Raw genomic sequence first — 19,004 nt, 5'->3', positions numbered from 1 at the left:
CGGTGTGCGGGCCGGCCGGCCCGCACACCGCGATCCGCGCTCAGGTCGCGGGCAGCGGCCGACCGTGCGCGTCCACGCACTCGCGGGCGAAGATCCGCAGCAGTTCCGGCAGGTGGAAACGCTCGCCCGGGGCGCCGGAGTCGACCGGGACCAGCAGGTTGTGCTGGATCAGGTGCTCCACCATCCGGTTGGCCTGCTGCCGGGGCAGGCGCAGGATCTCCACCGCGCTCGACGGGGTGATGAACGAGTCTGCACGGGCCAGCGCCAGCAGTGCCCGGCGGGCGTCCACGTCCAGCGCCTGGTAGCTGACCGAGAGGCTGTCGCGTACGGAGATGTCCCCGACGGACAGCTCCGACAGCCGGTTCTCCTCGTCCTCCAGATGCGCGGCGAAGCCGGGCAGGGCGACGTCGGGCTGGGTGACGAGCCGGCTGCCGACGATCCGCAGGGCCAGCGGCAACTGGTCGCAGGCCGCCGCGATCCGGCCGAACACCTCCGGCTGCTCCCGTACCCGCCGCTCGCCCGCGATCGTGGCCAGCAGCTCCACCGCGTCGGCCCGGTCGAGCGCGCCGAGCGTCAACCGCCAGCCCACGTCCAGGTCCAGCAGGCGCTGCCGGCTGTTGATCAGCACCAGGCTGCGACCCGCCCCGGGCAGCAACGGGCGCACCTGCTGCGCGCAGTTGACGTCGTCGATGATGAGCAGCAGCCGCCGGCCGGCGAGCGCGCACCGCAGCACGGCGGAGCGTTCCCGGATGTCCTCGGACACGTCGGTCAGCGGCACGCCCAGCTCGACCAGCAGCTCCCGGATCAGCTCCCCGCTGCCGCGTGGCGGCTCGTCGCCGCTGTCGAAGCTGACGAAGAGCTGACCGTCGGGAAAGAGGTCGGCCAGGTCGTACCCGCTGGTCACGGAGAACGAGGACTTGCCGACGCCCGGCGCGCCGGAGACGAGCACGACCCCGGCGTGCTCGTCGGCGTCGGCCGGGTCGGCGATCCCCTCGGCGATGGCGCGCAGCTGGCCCGCAGTGGTGTCCCGGCCGACCAGGGACGGCGGCTTCATCGGCAGGGCCTGCGGGCTCGGCGGCGGGCCGGGCGGCGGCGCGGCCCCGGCGCCGGGAACCGCGGGCCGGCCGGACGGTGGACGGACCTCGGCGGAGTCCGCGTCCAACGCGGTCTGCAGGGCGCCCTGGAGCGTGGGGCCGGGGTCGACGCCCAGCTCGTCGACGATTCCGCGCCGGGCCTGCTGGTAGACGGCCAGCGCCTCGGCCACGCGTCCCTCCTGCGTCAGCGCCGTCACCAGCTGCGCCTGCCGGCGTTCGTCGAGCGGCTCCTCGGCCACCATCCGGCGCAGCGACGGGATGACCCGGGCCGGCTGGCCCAGCCGCAGGCGCAGGTCGATCAGCTCGGTCCTCATCTCCCGGTGCTGCTCCCGCAAGGCGGTGACCGTCGCGCCCAGCTCGGTGCCCGGGTCCGCCAGGTCCTCCAGCGGATGCCCGCCCCACAGCTCGACCGCCCGGTCGAACAGGTCGGCGGCGGCCTCCGGCCGGTCCCCCCGCGCCGCCCGGCGGGCCTCGTCGGCGAGACGCCGGAACCGCAGCAGGTCCAGTTCGTCCTCGTCGACCCGCAGGTGGTAGCCGGTGCCGTCGTGAACCAGCCGGTCGGCCGAGTCGCCGCCGCGGTCCAGCGCCTGCCGCAGCCGGTGCACGTACGTGCGCAGGTTGCGTACCGCCGACGCGGGCGGCGAGTCCGGCCACAGGCCGTCGACCAGCCGGGAGGTGGCGACAGTGCGTCCCGGGCTCAGCAGCAGCACGGCGAGCAGGAGGCGGGGCTTGGTGCCGGTGAGCGCGACCGGGCGGTCGTCCACGTGAATGGTCAACGGGCCGAGAACACTGAACCACATCGATGTATTCCCCCGCTCCGCAGTACCGTCCACAGTGTGGTGTACGGCTGGATTTCCCACCTGCGGCTGGGGAATACCTCGCTCCCAGATGGTGCAAGTAGTCACCGATCGGTGTGTACTTCGTGACCCCGGGTGAGTTGCGCCGTCGCCCGCCGCGCCGCGTCGAGCACCGCCACCGCGTCCGCCACCCCGGCGCCCGCCGACCGGCCCTCCCGGACCAGCCCGGCGAAGTCCTCCGCCTGACGGGCCAGGGCCGCGTACATGGTGGCGTCGCCGTCGGCCGGGTCGAGGAAGGTGAGCCGCTCGTGGTCCCGGGTGCCGAAGACCTCCACCGTCGCCATGTCGCCGCCCCGGTGGTGCCGGCCGAGCGAGACCAGCGCGGTGCCGCCGCCGGACAGGCCGAGCAACGCCTGGGCGCTGTCCACGTCCCGGCCGCGTACCGCCGGGTCGGTGACCGGCCCGGCCGGCTGCACCGCGACCCGGTCGACCTCCTGCCCGGTCAGCCACCGGATCTGGTCGAACTCGTGCACGCCCATGTCCACGAAGATCCCGCCGCTGCCGGTGCGGAACGCCGCCGCCGGCGGCTCGCCGTCCCACTGCGCCGCGGCCACGAACAGCACCTCACCCAGTTCGCCGCCGGCGATCCGCTCGCGCAGCCGGTGCAGCTGCGGGACGAACCGGCGCCAGTAGGCGACCTGGAACGGGATCCCGGCCGCGGCGGCCACCCGCCCCGCCTGGGCCGCCTCGGCCGGGCCGAGCCCGGCCGGCTTCTCGCACAGCACCGGCAGTCCGGCCTTGGCGGCGGCCGCGACCAGCGCGCCGTGCCGCCCGGTGGGCGCGGTCACCAAGAGACCGTCCGGCACGGCGTCCGCGAGCAGGTCCTCCACGCTCGGGTACGCCGGCAGCCCGGCCGCGGCGACCGCCTCCCGTGCCGCCGGAACCGGGTCCACCACGTACCGGATCCGGACCGCCGGGTGGCCGGCCAGGGCCCGCAGGTGGTGCCGGCCCATCCGGCCCGCTCCCACCAGCGCCAGCCGGAACTCATCGCTGCCCGTCATCGTCGCTTCCCCTCTCCTCGTCGGTGCCGTCCGTCCCGTCGATGCCGTCGCGGCCGTCCGTACCGTCGCCGCCCAGCCAGCCGGCCAGCGCGGCCACCACGGCCGGTGCGCCGGTGCCGAACACCTCGAACCCGTCGTGGCGCCACCGCCGGCTCACGCCGCCGGCGGCCTCGACCAGCGCGGCGCCGGCCGCGATGTCCCACGGCGCGGGGTCGAAGCTGACGAACGCGTCCAGTTCCCCGCGGGCCACCGCTGCCAGGTCGCAGACGGTGGAGCCGGTGTTGCGCAGGTCGGCGACGCGCGGCGCGACGCCGACGAGCGCCTGGTACGCCCGCCGTCGCGGCCCGGGCGCGTTCGGTACCGCGAACGCCACCAGCGCGTGCCCCGGCTCGGCCTCGCGGTTGACCGCGACCGGGGCGTCGCCGTCGAGCGCGCCGCCGTCGTCGAGCACCAGGCAGGCGCCGGTGGCCGGTTGCAGGACGGTGGCCGCGACCACCTGCCCGTCGCCCACGTCGCAGCCGGTCGCCACCGCGATGCTGACCGCGTAGCGGCTCGCGCCGTGGCTGAAGTTCAGCGTGCCGTCGAGCGGGTCGACGATCCAGCGCAGGCCGGAGCAGCCGGCGCTGGCCCCGGACTCCTCGGCCAGCACGGCGTCCTGCGGCCGGTCGCGGGCGAGCAGGCCGAGGATGGCCCGCTCGCTGGCGTGGTCGGCGCTGGTCACCGGATCCTGTGCCGCCCCACCCTTGTGTTCGGTCTGCAACCCCCGGCCCCGCGCCTCGCGGATCGCGTCCGCACCGGCCCGCGCCGCGCGCAGGCTCAGGTGGCGCAGGTCGCCGGGAGCGGCGCCGATGCTCATCGCGCCACCTGCGCTTCCCGCGGCGCGGCGACCCGCGCGTAGCCGCCGTCCACGAACAGCAGTGGCGGGGTCGGCCGGAGCAGGCCCGCGGAGCGGACCGCGCCCATCAGCACCGCGTGGTCGCCGGCCGGGTCGGCGGAGACCGCCTCGCAGCCGAAGTACGCCACCCCGTCGGTCAGGCGCGGGCAGCCGGTCGCCCGCTCGTGGTCGTAGGCCACACCCGCGAAGCCGTCGGCACCCATCGGCCGGCCCCGGCTGGCGAACCAAGCCGCCTCCTCGCGCTGGTCGTCGCCGAGCACCGTCACCGCGAACCGGCCGGTACGCCGCACCGCGCCGAGCAGCCGGCAGTCCCGCCGGAGGCAGACCAGCAGCATCCGTGGTGACAGCGACACGGTGGTGAAGGAGTTGACAGTCATCCCCACCGGGCCGTCGGGTCCGACGGCTGTCGCCACGGCCACTCCGGTGGCGAAGCGCCCGGCCACCGAACGGAACGCCCGTTCCTGGTCCTGTCCGTTCCCTGTGCTGGTCATCACCGTGCTCCTCTCGTCGCGCTGCCGACCAGGTCGGCGGTCCGGCGCCGGTCGGTCTTGCCGTTGGCGTTCGTGGGCAGGGCGGCCACGTGGTGGATGCGGGCCGGCACCATGTAGCCGGGCAGGCGTTCCGCGCACCGGCGGGTCAGCTCGCCGGTGATCCCGTCGGCGCCCGTGTAGACCGCCCGCAGGGAGACGTCGTCGCCCGCGCCGAACGCCAGCACCACCGCGTCCTGCACCCCCGGGTGGCCGCGCAGGACCATCTCGATCTCGCCCAGCTCGATCCGGTAACCGCGCACCTTCACCTGGTCGTCCAGGCGCCCGTGGTGCACGAGCGTGCCGTGCTCGCGGCGGACCCGGTCGCCGGTGCGGTAGTACCGGCGACCGGCGTCCGTGACGAACCGGCCCTCGTCGTCGGCCGGGTCGAGGTACCCGTCGAACCGCTGCGGCCCGTGCACGCACAGCTCGCCGTCGTCACCGCCGACCGTGCCGTCCTCCGCGCGCAGGATCGCGTCGAGCCCGGGGTGCGCGTCGCCGATCGGCACGGTGCCGTTCGAGGTCACCGGCCAGGCCGCCGGATCCGCGGGCAGCCGGTGACCGGTGCAGGTCACGGTCAGCTCGGTGGGACCGTAGAGGTTCTCCACCACGCTGCCCGGCGCCGCCGCCGCCCACGCCCGCGCCTGCTCCAGCGTCAGCGCCTCACCGGCGAAGAGGCTGTGCCGCAGACCGGGCATGGCGCCGGGGGAGAGCATCCGCATCCGGCGGGCCAGCGACACCACCGAGGGCACCGAGAACCAGTGCGTGATCCGCCGCTCGTTGACGAACCGCACCGGCGTCAGCACCTCGTCCGGCTGCGGCACCACGAGCGTGGCGCCGCCACCCCAGGCGACGAACATGTCGAACACGGACGGGTCGAAGGTCAGGTCGAAGGTCTGCGACAGGCGGTCACCCGGGCCGACCGGGTAGCGGTCCCGGCAGTACGCGAGGAACGCGTCCACGTTGCGGTGGCGGATCGGCACGCCCTTGGGCCGCCCGGTCGAGCCGGACGTGAACAGCAGGTACGCCACGTCGTCCGCCGTCACCGGGGCGGCCGGCGGCGGGACGTCCGGCGCGCCGTCGAGGCGTACCGTCACGGCGCCGCCCGCGACCTGCGCCGCCGTCGCGGCGCCCGTGTCGTCGACCACCAGCGCGTCCACGCCCGCGTCGCGGCACGCCCGGGCGGTGCGGGCCGGCGGGAAGGCCGGGTTGAGCGGCACCACCACCGCTCCGGCGCGCAGCGCGGCCAGATAACCGGCGTACGCGGGCAGGCTGCGGGCGGCCAGCAGGCCGACCGCGCGGGGACGCCGGCCCACCTCGGCGTGGATCCGCCCGGCGAGGCCGTCGGCGAGGTCGCGCAGCCGGCGGTAGGTCACCGGCTCCCCGCCGACCTCCAGCGCGACCGCTTCGGGCACGCGTGCCACGGTCCGCTCGAACCAGGAGTAGAGACTCACGGCGTTGCTCCCTTCACTGTGCTGTCGTCGATCGGTCTTCCGGCGCCACCGGCGCGGCACGCCGCGCTCAGGTCGCCGCGCCCGCCAGTTCGTCGGCGTGGTCGGCGATGCCGGCGAGCATCGCGCCGGTGGCGCCGCCGGCGATGCCGAACATGGCCGCCTCGGTGCGCAGCTGCGCCTCCCCGCCGTCGCGGAACGCGTCCGCGCCACGCAGGCGCACCGCCTCGGCGGCGACCCGGTCCACGGTCTCGGCGGCGCTGACCTTGAGCAGCATCCCGGTGACCGCGGACGGGACGGCGGCCGGTGCGTCCAGCAGCGGCGCGCACAGCGCGTCGAGCTGGTGCGTGGCGACCAGGCACCGGGCGTACCGCTCGCGGACCGCCGGGCGGTCCCAGAGGGTGCCCGCCCCGGCCGGCCGCCGCCGCAGCCAGTCGCGCAGGCCGGCCAGCATCCGGTGGCACATCGCCCGCGCCCACAGCGCCCCGGCGACCCGTTCGACGCCGACCTGCCGGGCGAACCCGGCCAGCGCCCGGCCGGGGCGGCCCAGCACGGCGTTCGGGCCGAGCGCCACGCCGGCGAAGCGCAGGTGGCCCACGCCGGACCCGGCGAACGCCCGGCCGGCGGACCCCACCGTCACGCCCGGCGCGCCGGCCGGCACCAGCAGCCAGCAGAAGCTGGTGAAGTGCCGCGCCTCGCGGTGCCGGGCCAGCACCAGCGCCGCGTCGCAGCTCGTCGCGTTGGTGATCCAGTCCTTGCCACCGTCCAGGACGGCGCCGTCGTCGCCCAGCTTCACCCGGGTCGCGGCGTCGAGCAGGTCAGAGCCCGACCCGGCGGCGTCGGTGACGGCCAGCGCCACCACCGTCTCGCCGCGCAGCATCCCGCGCCGCGCGCTCTCCGCCGGCCCGGTCGCGCCGGCCAGCAGCGGCAGTACGGTGGCGACCTGGACGCAGACCGACAGCGTCACGCCGAGCGGGCACCGGGCGTCCAGTTCGGTGAGCAGCACCGACAGCCGCCGGGGGTCCGGCTGCACGCCGTCCGGGTAGAGCGCCTCGACGATCCCGGCGGCGCCCAGCGCGCGCCACACGGCGCCGGGGTCGCTGAGGTCCACTCCGGACAGGGCAGCCCGTACGGACGCGGCCTGGTCCCCGGGCGGCGGCGTCGTCGGCGTCGTCGGCTCAGGCAAGACGCACCCCCGGGTCGCGCAGCGACAGCGCCCCGTTGGCCAGGCGCAGCCGGTCGTTGGCGTAGTTCAGCGAGGCCGAGCGCAGATCCCGGAACGTGCGCTCCAGCGTCAGCGGCGAGTCGGTCAGGTAGCCGTGGCGCAGGCCCGCCAGCTCGACCAGTTCGTGCGCGGCGGCGAAGGACTCCTCGGCCGCGCGGATCTTCAGCGTGTTGAGCAGCAGTTGCACCGGCGCCGCCGACATGTCCGGCGCGTCGGTCACCACCGAGACGGTGTGCCGCAGCAGCGCGTGCGCCGCGTCCAGCCGGGCCCGGACGCCGGCCAGCCGCAGCAGCACCAGCTCGGAGGAGGGGGCGAACTGCCGCCGTCCCGCCTCGCTGCGGGCGTGCCGCAGCACCCGGCCGTACGCGCCGGCCGCCGCCCCGATCCAGGCCGCCGCCCAGCCCACGTGCGCCAGCGGCGCGAAGACGGTGGTGGCGATCTCCCGGAACCCGCCGTGCTCGCCGACCACCTGCCACTGCGGCACCGCGCCGCGCAGCCGCATCGGCACGCTGTGCGTGGCCCGCATGCCCAGCGGCCGCCACCCGCCGGTCACCTCGATCTCCACCTGGTCCCGGTCGGCGTAGACCAGGTCCACCTGGGCGGCCGAGCCGGCCCCCGGTGCGCGGGTGGTGATCAGGAAGGCGTCGGCGTACGGGCCGCCGGTGACGATCGGCGCCTGCCGGTCGACGCGCAGCATCTCGCCGTCGTGCTCCAGCGCCGACTCGGCGGTCATCAGGTGCCCACCCTTGCCGGCCTCGGTGGTGACCGAGCCGAGATACCGCTCGCCCCGGGCCACCGCCGGCAGCACCTCGGCGCGCAGCTTCTCCCCGCCGTACGCGGTGATCGCGGCGACCTGCTGGCAGTGCATGGCGAAGACCATCGCCACCGACATGTCCACCCGGCCCAGCGCCAGCGTGACGTCGACCAGGTCCGGCAGCGTACCGCCGGCGCCGCCCTCGGCTTCGGGGACCAGCAGCCCCAGCAGCCCGGTACGGCGCATGGCGGCCAGCGCCTCGGTCGGGAAGACGGCGTTCTCGTCGGCCTCCCGGGCGTGCTCCGCCGCCACGTCGGCGACGGTCTCGACGGCCGGGGCGTACCCGGCGGGCGCGGTCATCGGGAACCACCGCCGACCGGAGTGCGCAGTTTCTCGACCACGCCCCACAGTCCACCGGCGGTGGCGAAGGTCGAGTCGACCAGCTTGTCGTCGGGCACGGCGACCCCGAACGTGTCCTCGATGGCGAACAGCAGCTCGATCTCGCGCATGGAGTCCAGGCCGAGGTCGCGCAGGCGGGACTCCTCGGTGATCTCCTCCGGGCCGGCGAACTTGAGGAACGGGCGGAGCAACTCGGTGAATTCGGCGTTCATGACGTCACCTTTCTTGTCGGGGTTCGGCAGGGGCACCCGGCGCGTCGACCGGATGCCGCGTCAGGGTCAGCCGGGACGTCTCGACGACGCGGTCGCCGTCGCAGACGACCTCGACCGGCGCCGGGTGGCCGAGGAAGGCCAGCAGGCTCGCCGAGAGCCCGTACGCCCCGACGTTCGGCACGGCCAGCACGTCGCCCGGCCGTACGTCGGGCAGGTTCGCGGCGCGGGCCCAGGTGTCCAGCGGCGTGCACAGCGGCCCGGCGACGATCGCGGCCTCCAGCGGCGCGCCGTCGCGGCCGTCGGCGGCGTGCAGGGCGGGTACGAGCGGCGGCAGCCGGCGCAGGCCGGACATCCCGCCGAGGTGGTTGATGCCGGACTCCAGCACCACCACCGGCGTGCCCTGCGACCGCTTGACGTCCAGCACGCGCGTCAGCAGCGTGCCGGCGGTGGCGGTGAGGAACCGCCCCGACTCGAAGGCGACCGTCGGCGCCCCGTCGCGCCAGCCGGGGAAGAGCTCGTCCAGGGCCGCGGCGGCCCGGTCGGCGAGGCCGGTCAGGTCCGCGTTGTGACCGGGCCGGGCGAACGGCGCGCCGAAGCCGCCGCCCAGGTCGAGCAGGGTCAGGTCGATGCCGAGCAGGTCCCGCAGCCGCCGGGCGGTACGCGCCGCGGCGGTGAACTGGGCCACCAGCGCGTCCACCGAGTCGACGTTGCTGCCGGTGTAGAGGTGGAATCCCCGTACCGGGGCCGACGGGCGGGAGCGGAACCGCTGCGGTTCCCGTTCGATCCAGTCGGCGTCGGCGCCGAACTGGGACGCGACGCCGGTCATGGTGAGCCCCTGGCCCGGGTTGGGCACCCGGTCGTTGACCCGCAGCAGGCAGCGCAGTTCCACGCCGTGCGCGGCGGCGATCCGGTCGGCCTGGTCCAGGCCCTCGGGCGAGTCGACGGAGAACCAGCGGACACCGGCGCGCACCGCCTCGGCCACCTCGGCGTCGCGCTTGCCGGGTCCGGTGTAGAGCATGCGGTCGGCGGGCACGCCGGCCCGCAGCGCCGCGGCCAGCTCACCCGGCGAGCAGATCTCCGCGTCGCAACCGGCGGTGTGCAGCGCCGCCACCAGTGCCGGGTGCGGGTTGGCCTTGAGCGAGTAGAACAGCCGGCTCGGCGCGGGCAGCGCCGCGACCAGGGTGGCGTGGCTGGCGCGTACCCGGGCCAGGTCGTAGCGGTACGCCGGGGTGTCGAAGGGCAGGTCAGCCATCGTGCTCACCCGCCAGCCGGGCCAGCGCCCGCCGGTCCACCTTGCCGTTGCCGGTCAATGGCAGGTCGGGCAGCACGACGCAGTGCGCCGGCACCTTCATCTCCTCCAGCTGTTCCCGCAGCCGGCGCAGCACGTCGGCGGGGGTCAGCTCGGCCACCACGAACAGCGTCGCGCCGTCGCGGCCGTCGGCCGGCGGCAGCACCCCGGCCGCGTCCACGCCGTCGACCCGGTACGCGGCGGCCTCCACCTCGGTGGCGCTGACCCGGGTGCCCTTCTCCTTGTAGACGTCGTCGCGGCGGCCGGCGAAGTGGACGTACCCGTCGGCGTCCACGTGACCGTGGTCGCCGGTGTGCAGCTGCGGGAACAGTCCGTGGGCGCGGCGGAACCGCTGGGCGGTCAGCTCGGGTCGCCGCCAGTAGCCGGCCATCACGTGCGGGCCGCGTACCACCAGCTCGCCGCGGACGCCCGGAGGCTGGCGGCGTCCCTCGGCGTCCACCGTGAAGATCTCGGTGCCGGGCAGCGCCCGCCCGCAGGCGCCGGGCCGGCGCAGGTCGGCGTCCGGCGGCATGATCGCCGCGCGTTTGCACTCGGTGAGGCCGAACATCAGCTGGACGGTCAGGCCCGGCAGCAGCCGGCGCAGGCCGGCCAGCACCTCCGGGGGCATGGCCGCGCCGGTGTTGGTGAGCAGGCGCAGCGGCGGGCGCGGCGCGCCCGCCCGGCCGAGCAGCCGCAGCAGGTTGATCGCGAGCGACGGCACGCAGGGCAGCACCGTGGCGCCGGACTCGACAAGGGTCGCCAGCAGGCGGCCACCGGTGTCCCCGGCGTCGCCCAGGCGCAGCCGGGCGCCGGCCACGGTGCTGAGGAAGATCTGGTAGAGGCCGTAGTCGAACGAGGGCGGCAGCAGGACGTGCACCACGTCGTCGGGCCGGTAGCGCAGCTCCGACTGGATCGCCCGCACCGCGAACGTGACCTGGGCGTGCGTGGAGACCACCGCCTTGGGCATGCCGGTGCTGCCGGAGGTGTAGATCAGGCAGACCGGGTCGACGGCGAGCGGGGCCGGGCCGGTGGGCGCGCCGCTGATCGCCGCGGCGGACGCGGCGCGGCGCGCCTCGTCCGCGCCGCGCACCGGGACGCCGCGGGCGCGGGACAGGCCGGCCAGGACCGGGTCGTCGGTGAGGACCAGGCCCGGCTCGGCGTCGTCGAGCACGTGGGCGAGGGCGACCTCGGGGGCCGGCGTCCGCAGGACGACGAAGACACCGCCGGTACGGGCGACCGCGTACAGCAGCGCCGGCAGGGTCGCGTCGGTGGGCAGCGCCACCAGCACCCGGTCGCCGCGCCGGACGCCCTGCCCGCGCAGCCACCCGGCGAGGCGCAGGCTGTCCGCCCGCACCTGACGGTACGTGCGCTCGACCGTCCCGTCCCCGGCGGCGGGCGCATCGGGGCGCGCGTCGGCGGTGCGGTCCAGCAGGTCGTGCAGGAGTTCGGTACTCATCGGGCACCTCCGGTGGCGGCGCCGAACATGGCGCACAGGGAGCCGACGTCGCGCAGGTCGGCCGCGGACAGCGCGGTGGCCGGAACCTCGACGCCGAGCCGGCGTTCGACCCGGTCGATGACGTCGACCAGCCGGAACGAGTCGAAGCCGGGCAGCTCCCGGAGCACGTCGCTGGTGCGCAGGGCCGAACCGTCCAGGTCCAGGGTGTCGCCGAGCGCGCCGAGCACCGCCGCGCGTACGCCGTCGTCGCCGGCCCGGTCCGGCGCGGCCGGTGCGGGGTCGTCGCCGGTTCCGGCGGCCGGTCCGGCGATCGACTCCAGCGTGGCCAGGTGGTCGGCGATCAGCGCGCCGAGCGCGTCCGCCAGGTCCGGCGCGGCAGGCCGGCCCGCCTGGGCCCGCCGCAGCGCCACGTAGCTGCGAGTGGCGAGTTGCTGCCAGCGCGCGGCCTGCCCGGCCAGCGCGGCGGCGGCCTCCGGCGCGACCGCGGCGAGCCAGCGTTCGTGCAGGTCGCGGGCGCGGGCCAGCAGCCAGACGTCGAGTACGAAGCGGTGCAGCCCGGCCACCGTGTCCAGGGCCGCGCCGGTGCGGGCCAGGTAGCTGTCGATCTCCGGGCGGGCCCGGCGGGCCCCGGCGGCGTTGCCGGCGAGCATGGCCGGCACGTCGATCTCCGGGGCCGGGTGCGCCGTCACCGCCAGCGTGTGCGCGCCCCCGGCCAGCGCCGTGTCGAACGCGGCGGCGGGCAGCCGCCACACGCCGGGCCGTGCGGGGCCCCAGGCGGTGTCGTTGTGGTACGCGTCGACCACTGTGACCTCGTCCGGCGCGGCGGCCGTGACGAGGAAGCTGTGCCGCATGTGTTCGTGCTCGTGGTAGGGACACCACGGCAGGTCGTACGCGTCGGCGGTGACGTAGAGCGGCTGGCCCGGCGCGCAGAGCCGGCGCACCTGCGGGCCGTCGAGCTGCATCCACCGGCCCTCGACCCGCAGGCCGAGCAGGTCGACCGCCTCGGTGGCCCGGTCGTCCGAGGTCGCCTCGACGGTGACCAGGCCGTCCTGGTCCCGGGTGCGGAACCCGTACCGGGCGCCGAGGGCGAGGTGGCTGCCGGACCCGTTCGCGTGGTCGGCCAGCAGGGCGAAGCTGGTCTGGAGACAGTCCAGCGCGGTCGCGTGCAGACCGGTCAGGATCGGTGTCCACACCGGATCCGTGGTCGGCCGGTCGGGCGCGTTCGGGACGTGGTGGGACATGGGGAACTCCTCGATGCGGATGCGTGGGGCGGGGCCGCCGGCGCGGAGGTGTGCCGCGCCGGCGGCCGGTGCGAAGGTCAGCTGTCGGCGCGGCCGTCCAGACCGTTGGCCCAGGTGGAGAGCGCCTGCGCCTGCTCGGCCAGCGCGTGCTCGTCGGTGCCGATCGGGTCCTTGAAGAAGAACCCCAGCTCCTCGATCGGGCCGACGTGCCCGGCGCGGTGCGCCGCAGCGGTCAGCCGGGCCAGGTCGAGCACCAGCGGCGCGGCCAGCGTCGAGTCCACCCCGCTCCAGGTCAGCTGCATGGACATCCGGACGCCGAGGAACCCCTCGAACGAGACGTGGTCCCACGCGGTCTTGTGGTCGCCCAGGTCCGGCACGTTGTCGATGTGCAGCGGGGCCGTGACGTCCTCACCGAGCAGCGCGGGCAGCACACCCGACTTCGAGCTGAGCTTGCTGCGGGCGTTGCGCGGATCCTCCAGCGTGGCGCCGTCGCCGCCGCCGAGCAGGTTGACCCCGGCCCAGGAGAGCACGTGCAGGGCGCGGGAGGTGAACATCGGCGCCAAGGCGGTACGCAGCAGCGTCTCCCCGGTCTTGCCGTCGGAGCCGGCGAACGGCACGCGCTCCCGCTGCGCCATCATCTCCAGCGCGGGCAGCCGGGCGCCGGTGGACGGGGTGAAGTCGACGAAGCCGCAACCGGCCTGGAACGCCGCGTACGCGACCACCGAGCTGGCCGGCAGCGCCTTGTCGTCCGGGTCGGCCATGGCGCGGGTCAGCGCGTCCAGGTCGTCGTGCTCGGGCCGGTGGTCGGCCGGCGGCTCGGTCGAGGACACGTTGATGACGACGACCCGGGACAGCCCGTTGCGGCTGCGGAACTCCTCGATGTCGCCGGCCAGCCGGTCGACCACCTCGGCCAGCGGTGCGGTCTCGGTACGCGCGTCGTATCCGGTGCACAGGTTCTGCTCGACCTCGGGCAGGCTGCCGCGCACGGCGGCCAGCACGGGTGCCGGGATGACGCCGGAGTCGACGAGCGACTCGGCCTTCTTCTCCAGCGGCGTGTCGACGATGTCGTGCCCGCCGACGACCAGGTCGTTCCAGCTCGCCAGCGGCGCGTCGCGCAGCATGCCGGTGTCGGTGACGCAGCCGGTCGAGTCGGCCATGCCGGCGCGCAGCGCCAGCAGACCGGTGATCGCGGTGGTGGCGACCGAACCGCGGGCGCCGTTGAGCCACACGCCGACGGGCGCGTCCGTGTCGGGGGACGAGGTCGGGGCGTGCGTGGTCTCGCGATGGGTGACGGTCACGGGAAGACTCCTTCTGTGGGTGCGCCGGTGGCGCGGATCAGCGGGCGAACACCTTGGCGACGGCGGCGGCGATGTCCTCCATGTCCTGGTCGGTGCCGAGGAAGGTGCTGTGGTGCGTCTGGACGGTGTGGGCGGCGAGCCATTCGGTGTTGGGGTACGTGCGCTCCCGGTGGATCGCCGCGAAGCGCTCGGCCAGCGGCGCGAGCAGCGGCTTCGTCCAGGGCTGGAGCAGCCGGCTGCGGTGCAGCGGCTCGTCGGTGCAGTAGAAGCGCCGGCCCAGCTCGGCGGTGAGCGCGGCGGCCACGGCGGCGTTGTCCGTGCCGGCCGGCAACTCGTCGAAGACGATCGTGCCCTCGTAGATCGAGATGCGGGTCTGTCCCGCCGCCGGTCGCAGCAGCCGGACGCCGTCGACGCCGGTGAGCATCTCGCCGAGCAGCCGGTAGTTGTGGTTGCGGACGCCGTGCTGCTCGTCCAGGGTGGTCAGTTGCGCACAGGCCACGGCCGCGGAGAACTCGTTCAGGCAGAAGTTGGCGCCCTGCACGCCGGCGCTCTCCTCCAGGTCCAGTTCGCCCGCCGGCGTCCGGTCGCCGCGGTAGCGGCGCGAGTCGGCCCGCAGTTCCTGGAGCACCGGTGCGAGCGTGTCGTCGTCGGTGACCACGGCCCCGCCCTCACCACAGGTGAGCACCTTGCCGTGCTGGAAGCTGAAGCAGCCGAGCCGGCCGAGCGAGCCGGCCTGACGGCCCTGCCAGGTGGCGCCGTGGGCCTGCGCGCAGTCCTCCACGACGGAGATGCCGCGCGGCCTCGTGACCGCGTCGAGCGCCGGCACGTCGGCCATGTTGGAGGCCCAGTGCACGGCGACCACGGCACGCGGGTCCACCGACAGGTCGAGGTCGTCCGGGCCGACGCAGCCGGTCTCCCGGTCGACGTCGACGAGCACCGGGACCAGGCCGGCGCGCAGCGCGGCGGTCGCGGAGGCGGTCCAGGTCAGCGCCGGTACGAGCACCGTCTCGCCGTAGCCGAGGCCGAGTGACTCCAGGGCCACGACCAGGGCGCTCGACCCGTGGTCGACCGGCACGCAGTGGCGGGTGCCGACGTAGCGGGCGAAGTCGGCGGCGAAGCGGCGCTCGAACAGGGCGGTGTCGCCGACGGACGGGCTGCTGATCGCCCACCGGCCGCCGGTCAGCACCTCGGTGAGGTTGCCGGCGGCGTCCGGCGCGGGGATCGGCCAGCGTGGCCACGGGCGGTCCGGTGGGCGGACCGGCCGGCCACCGTCCACGGCGAGCCGCCGGTCGAGGGGGATGGAGGTCGTCATGCCTTCGACCTTGATGCCCATCGATACATCGGCGGTACACACGCGATAGCCGGCACGGCCGGCGCCGTGTATCGGCGTTGTATCCCGGTGGTCGAACCTCGGTGCATGAGCCGATCCGCATCGCCTGTGAGCGAACCGACCGAACCTCGCGCCGTCGCGCGTGGCGTCTCCGTCGTCATCCCGGTCAAGGACCGGGTGGCGGAGATGCGCCGCCAGCTCCGCAGCCTGCGCGACGCCGCCCCGAACTGCCCGGAGCCGGTGGAGGTGGTGGTCGTCGACGACTCGGCGCCCGCCGCGGCCGCCGCGCACCGCGCCGCCTGCGCCGAGTACGGCGCCCGCTACGTGCGCGGACCCCGGCACGTCGGGGCCAAACGCAACCTGGGCGTCCGGCACGCCCGCTACGACCTGCTGCTGTTCACCGACTCCGACTGCCGCGTGCCGGCCGACCTGATCACCCGGTACGCGGCCCGGCTGCGTGCCTCCGGCGACGAGGTCGCCGGCGTCACCGGCCCGGTGATCGTCGAGCCCGGCGACAGCGCGTTCTTCCGCGTGATGCGCCGCTCCTACCTGCTGCTCGGCGACCTGACCCGGCCGCTGCACTACGAGCGCGTCTCCTGGGGCGCCGGGGCGAACATGGCCCTGAAACGCTCCGTCTTCGAGGCGGTCGGCGGATTCCCGGAGGACTCCCCGATGCCGCTGGGCGGGGAGGACCTGCACCTCGGGCTGCTCCTCACCGACGCCGGCTACGCGCTGCTCACCGACCCGGACGGGGTGATCACCCACGACACCGGCGTCGCCGACACCTTCCGCGCGGTCGCCTACCGGTTCACCACGTACGGGCGCTCCGAGCAGTGGCTCTGCCTCGCCCACCCGCACCGGCGCCGGTTCATGCTCAACACCGCCAGCACCCTCGCCGTGACCGCCCTGGCCGGGCTGCTGACGGCCCGGCGCAGCGGGGGACGCAGCCTGCTCGCGGTGCCGGCCGTCGCGGCCGCCGTGATCGCCGCGAAGACACCCGGCCGGCTCGGTGGCGACCGGGGACCGCGCGCGGTGGCCGAGTCGATGGCCTGCGCGGCCGTCGAGTCGCTCTTCGACGGCGCCGCGTTCGTCACCTCGCTCCGGCTCGGCCGCCCCGACCTGCTCTTCACCGGCTTCCGCGCGCCGGACGAGGCGGACTACCAGCCGGACGAGGTGGACCGCCGGCCGGACGGGGCCGAACACCGACCGGTCCCGCCGGTGGCCGCGCCGCCGGTGGCGGCCTGAGCGGGGGAGGAGCAGTGCCGACGACGTTTCCGCTGGCCCCCGGCCAGCAGATGATGTGGGAGTTCATGACCGCGCTCGACCCGGCTCACCCCGGCGCCGCGCGGCTCGTGGTGGTGGAGTTCCGCCGGTTGCGGGGCACCCTGCGGGTCGACGTGCTGCGGCAGGCGATGCAGGACGTGGTGGACCGGCACGACGCGTTGCGGATGCGGTTCGACCGCATCGGCGTGGAGCCCGAGGTGCGGATCCTGCCGCACGTCGAGTCGCCGCTGGAGTTCGTCGACCTGTCCGGACTGCCGCCGGCCGAGCAGCAGGCCCGCGTCGAGCGGATCGCGTACGCGCACCGCAACGACGCGTTCGACCCCGGCCGGGCGCCGCTGTGGCGGGCCGCCCTGGTCCGGCTCTCCGAGACCGAGCACGTGCTCGCGCTCTGCTTCTTCCACATGGTGTCCGACGGCTGGTCGTGCCGCGTCGTGGTGGAGGACCTGTGCCACGCGTACACGGCCCGGCTCGGCGCGGCCGACCCGCAACCGCCGCTGGGCGTGGACCCCACCGCGCTCGCCGCGCTCCAGGAGGCCGAGCAGGCCGGCAACGGCGTCGACGCCGCCGCCCGGGCCGCGTACTGGCGGGACCGGCTGCGGCCGGTGGAGCCGTACCAGCTCTTCCCGGCGTCGCCGCCGGCGCCGGACGTCGCGCTCAGCGCCGAGGTGGCCACCCGCTTCGCGTTCCCGCCCGAGATCACCGCGCGGCTGCGCCCGGCCGCCCGGCGGGCCCGCACCAGCCCGTACGTGCTGCTGCTCGCCGCGTACCTGGTGCTGCTGTCGCGCCGCGCCGGCCGGTCCCGGGTGGTGCTGGGCACCACCACGCTGGGCCGGGAGAGCCCGCTGTCCCGGCAGCTCGTCGGGCAGTTCACGAACAACGTCTACCTGCCGGTCGACGTCGCGCCGGACGCGCCGATGAGCGCGGTGGTCGACGCCGCGCACGCCTCGCTGGCCGGGGCCGTCGCGCACGCCACCGCGTTCCACCGGCTGGCCCGGGCGGTCCGTCCCGACTTCGCGGCGATCCGCCCCTGGCCGGACAACCACCTGTTCGACGCCTGGTTCCAGTCCGCCGCGTCGGCGTCGCCGGTGCTGCACTGCCCTGGGCTGCGGGTGGAGCCGGTCGACATCACCGCCCGGGCCGCGCCCGGCACGCCGCCGCCGGTGGTCGCCGCCGACGTGCCGCCCGAGTGCCTGCCCGTCTGGGTCAAGCGGGGCTCACCGATCGTCGTGGTGGACGACGACCGGGCCGGCGGCGTGGTGATCCGCAACCGGGGCGTCTTCGGCGACGACCTGGTCCGCGGGCTGATCGACGACTACGTCGCGGTGGTCTCGGCGCTCGTCACCGACCCGGGCACCACCCCGGAGCGGGTACGCCTTCCTGACGGTGCGTGCTTCCTCGACCACGCGATCGGGTAGGAGATCCGACGGACCGATCGGAGAGAGGTACGACGACCATGACGGACACCTCGACGAACCAGCACACGACGGAGCAGCCCGCGCCGCCGGTGCCACGCTCGGCCGTACGGGCCCGCTGGTCGGTGGCGCTGCTCTTCGTCATCATGGGCCTGGCCATCGGCGGGTGGTCGGCCCGCGTGCCGGAGGTGCGGGACGCGGTGGGCGTCGGCAACACCGGCTGGGGCCTGGCCAACATCGCCACGAACGCCGGGGAACTGGTCTCCCTGGTCGTGGTGGCGGTGCTGATCAGCCGGATCAACACCCGCCGGCTGGCACTGGCCGGGGCCGCGCTGATCCTGGTCAACGCGCCGCTGCTGGCCGCGTCCACCACTGTGGTGGCGCTGGTCGGCGGGCTCGCGGTCTGGGGCTTCGCGGCGAACCTGCTGGCCACGCCGATGAACGCCCAGTCGGTCGAGGTCCAGAAGCGGTACGGGCGGCCCATCCTGTCCACCTTCCACGCCGGCTTCAGCATCGGCATGTTGGCCGGCGGCCTCTGCGGCACCGGCGCCGCGGCGATCGGGATGTCCCCGTCGGCGCAGATGGCGGTCACCAGCGTCCTGCTGGGCGCGCTGCTGGTCGGCACGCACCGCTGGCTGCCGGACACGCCCCGGCAGGAGACGAAGGACGGCGAGGAACGGCGACGGCTGCGCGACCGGTTCACCCCGCAGCTGCTGCTGCTCGCGGTGATCGCCTTCCTCGCCTCGTTCATCGAGATGGCCGGCGCACAGTGGAGCGCGCTGTACGCGACCGAGGTGGCCGGTGCCGCCGCGGTGCTCGCCGCGGCCACGTACACCTGCCTGTCGCTGGCCGCGACCGTCGCCCGGCTGTTCGGCGACCGGCTGGCCGGCCGGTTCGGACGGATCCGCTTCGTCCGGCTGTCCGCGCTCGTCGCCACCGCCGGCGTGGCGCTGCCGGTGGCGTACCCCCATCCGGCCGCGGTGATGGCCGGCTTCGGACTGCTCGGCTTCGGCCTGGCGTGCGTGACCCCGACGGTGCTCGGCTTCGCCGGCGAGCAGCCCGGCCTCACCTCGGGTGAGGGCGTCTCGGTGGTGGCGATGGGCCAGTGGCCGGGCGCGTTGCTCGCGGCGCCGGTGATCGGCCTGCTCGCCGGCGCGCTGGACCTGCGCAGCGCGTTCGTGGTGGTGGCCGTGATGGCGGTCGCCGTGGTGGCGCTGATCGGGCGGGTCCGGGCGACGGCGCTGCCCGGCGAGAGCCCGGTCCCGCCCCGGCCGTGACGG

At 75.5% G+C, this 19,004-nt stretch carries 16 protein-coding genes; 3 read left to right on the top strand and 13 right to left on the bottom strand.

Annotated elements, in window-relative coordinates; genetic code table 11:
- Positions 1–40: 40 nt before the first annotated feature.
- The 13 genes from V6U82_RS09765 to V6U82_RS09705 all read right to left on the bottom strand — a co-directional run bounded on the left by V6U82_RS09765 (position 41) and on the right by V6U82_RS09705 (position 15,010).
- Positions 41–1,894, bottom strand: a complete 1,854-nt coding sequence (locus V6U82_RS09765; RefSeq protein ID WP_334460597.1) for an AfsR/SARP family transcriptional regulator — start codon at positions 1,892–1,894, stop codon at positions 41–43.
- 101 nt (positions 1,895–1,995) lie between these two features.
- The gene (locus V6U82_RS09760) at positions 1,996–2,952 is read right to left on the bottom strand and encodes a Gfo/Idh/MocA family oxidoreductase (protein ID WP_334460595.1); all 957 of its coding nucleotides are present in this window, start codon (positions 2,950–2,952) and stop codon (positions 1,996–1,998) included.
- Complete coding sequence (locus V6U82_RS09755; RefSeq protein WP_334460594.1) at positions 2,936–3,808, bottom strand: inositol monophosphatase family protein; 873 nt, start codon at positions 3,806–3,808, stop codon at positions 2,936–2,938. Before V6U82_RS09755 ends, V6U82_RS09760 begins: the two co-directional genes overlap by 17 nt.
- Entirely contained in the window at positions 3,805–4,338 is a 534-nt protein-coding gene (locus V6U82_RS09750) for a flavin reductase family protein (RefSeq protein ID WP_334460593.1), read from the bottom strand. Before V6U82_RS09750 ends, V6U82_RS09755 begins: the two co-directional genes overlap by 4 nt.
- Positions 4,338–5,828, bottom strand: coding sequence for an amino acid adenylation domain-containing protein (locus V6U82_RS09745; protein WP_334460592.1), 1,491 nt, complete (start codon positions 5,826–5,828; stop codon positions 4,338–4,340). Before V6U82_RS09745 ends, V6U82_RS09750 begins: the two co-directional genes overlap by 1 nt.
- Before the next feature lie 67 nt (positions 5,829–5,895).
- The gene (locus V6U82_RS09740) at positions 5,896–6,936 is read right to left on the bottom strand and encodes an acyl-CoA dehydrogenase family protein (protein ID WP_334460591.1); all 1,041 of its coding nucleotides are present in this window, start codon (positions 6,934–6,936) and stop codon (positions 5,896–5,898) included.
- Between the two features lie 67 nt (positions 6,937–7,003).
- Positions 7,004–8,164: an acyl-CoA dehydrogenase family protein gene (locus V6U82_RS09735; protein ID WP_334460590.1), complete on the bottom strand. Its 1,161-nt coding sequence runs from the start codon at positions 8,162–8,164 to the stop codon at positions 7,004–7,006.
- A complete protein-coding gene (locus tag V6U82_RS09730; RefSeq protein ID WP_334460588.1) occupies positions 8,161–8,415 on the bottom strand; it encodes a phosphopantetheine-binding protein in 255 nt (84 codons plus the stop codon). The genes V6U82_RS09735 and V6U82_RS09730 overlap by 4 nt, the downstream gene beginning before the upstream one ends.
- A gap of 4 nt (positions 8,416–8,419) precedes the next feature.
- On the bottom strand, positions 8,420–9,667 hold the full coding sequence (locus V6U82_RS09725) for a type III PLP-dependent enzyme (protein ID WP_334460587.1): 1,248 nt from the start codon (positions 9,665–9,667) through the stop codon (positions 8,420–8,422).
- Positions 9,660–11,159 (bottom strand): class I adenylate-forming enzyme family protein, encoded by a 1,500-nt coding sequence (locus V6U82_RS09720; protein ID WP_334460586.1) that lies wholly within the window; start codon positions 11,157–11,159, stop codon positions 9,660–9,662. Before V6U82_RS09720 ends, V6U82_RS09725 begins: the two co-directional genes overlap by 8 nt.
- Positions 11,156–12,400: an acyl carrier protein gene (locus V6U82_RS09715; RefSeq protein WP_334460584.1), complete on the bottom strand. Its 1,245-nt coding sequence runs from the start codon at positions 12,398–12,400 to the stop codon at positions 11,156–11,158. Before V6U82_RS09715 ends, V6U82_RS09720 begins: the two co-directional genes overlap by 4 nt.
- Positions 12,401–12,477: 77 nt before the next feature.
- The gene (locus tag V6U82_RS09710) at positions 12,478–13,698 is read right to left on the bottom strand and encodes an inositol-3-phosphate synthase (protein ID WP_334460583.1); all 1,221 of its coding nucleotides are present in this window, start codon (positions 13,696–13,698) and stop codon (positions 12,478–12,480) included.
- Between the two features lie 37 nt (positions 13,699–13,735).
- Entirely contained in the window at positions 13,736–15,010 is a 1,275-nt protein-coding gene (locus V6U82_RS09705; protein WP_334460582.1) for a DegT/DnrJ/EryC1/StrS family aminotransferase, read from the bottom strand.
- Between the two features lie 126 nt (positions 15,011–15,136).
- Between V6U82_RS09705 and V6U82_RS09700 the strand changes: the two genes are divergently transcribed.
- From V6U82_RS09700 to V6U82_RS09690, 3 genes are read left to right on the top strand one after another with little or no spacing between them, the layout of a single operon-like run.
- A complete protein-coding gene (locus tag V6U82_RS09700) occupies positions 15,137–16,273 on the top strand; it encodes a glycosyltransferase (RefSeq protein WP_334460581.1) in 1,137 nt (378 codons plus the stop codon).
- A gap of 14 nt (positions 16,274–16,287) precedes the next feature.
- A complete protein-coding gene (locus V6U82_RS09695; protein WP_334460580.1) occupies positions 16,288–17,727 on the top strand; it encodes a condensation domain-containing protein in 1,440 nt (479 codons plus the stop codon).
- 38 nt (positions 17,728–17,765) lie between these two features.
- The gene (locus V6U82_RS09690) at positions 17,766–19,001 is read left to right on the top strand and encodes an MFS transporter (RefSeq protein ID WP_121684151.1); all 1,236 of its coding nucleotides are present in this window, start codon (positions 17,766–17,768) and stop codon (positions 18,999–19,001) included.
- Positions 19,002–19,004: the final 3 nt, after the last annotated feature.

It is taken from the genome of Micromonospora sp. CPCC 205554 (genome assembly GCF_036902745.1).
Classification (GTDB): Bacteria; Actinomycetota; Actinomycetes; order Mycobacteriales; family Micromonosporaceae; genus Micromonospora; species Micromonospora tulbaghiae.
The sequence above is the reverse complement of the archived record's forward strand: the minus strand, read 5'-3'. Positions and strand labels throughout refer to the sequence as shown.

What these genes read in the sequence shown, in the direction of transcription:
- V6U82_RS09765 (WP_334460597.1), bottom strand. Translation starts at nt 1,894, where the DNA reads ATGTGGTTCAGTGTTCTCGGCCCGTTGACCATTCACGTGGACGACCGC.
- V6U82_RS09755 (WP_334460594.1), bottom strand. Translation starts at nt 3,808, where the DNA reads ATGAGCATCGGCGCCGCTCCCGGCGACCTGCGCCACCTGAGCCTGCGC.
- V6U82_RS09715 (WP_334460584.1), bottom strand. Translation starts at nt 12,400, where the DNA reads ATGTCCCACCACGTCCCGAACGCGCCCGACCGGCCGACCACGGATCCG.
- V6U82_RS09735 (WP_334460590.1), bottom strand. Translation starts at nt 8,164, where the DNA reads ATGACCGCGCCCGCCGGGTACGCCCCGGCCGTCGAGACCGTCGCCGAC.
- V6U82_RS09760 (WP_334460595.1), bottom strand. Translation starts at nt 2,952, where the DNA reads ATGACGGGCAGCGATGAGTTCCGGCTGGCGCTGGTGGGAGCGGGCCGG.
- V6U82_RS09750 (WP_334460593.1), bottom strand. Translation starts at nt 4,338, where the DNA reads ATGACCAGCACAGGGAACGGACAGGACCAGGAACGGGCGTTCCGTTCG.
- V6U82_RS09725 (WP_334460587.1), bottom strand. Translation starts at nt 9,667, where the DNA reads ATGGCTGACCTGCCCTTCGACACCCCGGCGTACCGCTACGACCTGGCC.
- V6U82_RS09720 (WP_334460586.1), bottom strand. Translation starts at nt 11,159, where the DNA reads ATGAGTACCGAACTCCTGCACGACCTGCTGGACCGCACCGCCGACGCG.
- V6U82_RS09705 (WP_334460582.1), bottom strand. Translation starts at nt 15,010, where the DNA reads ATGACGACCTCCATCCCCCTCGACCGGCGGCTCGCCGTGGACGGTGGC.
- V6U82_RS09730 (WP_334460588.1), bottom strand. Translation starts at nt 8,415, where the DNA reads ATGAACGCCGAATTCACCGAGTTGCTCCGCCCGTTCCTCAAGTTCGCC.
- V6U82_RS09690 (WP_121684151.1), top strand. Translation starts at nt 17,766, where the DNA reads ATGACGGACACCTCGACGAACCAGCACACGACGGAGCAGCCCGCGCCG.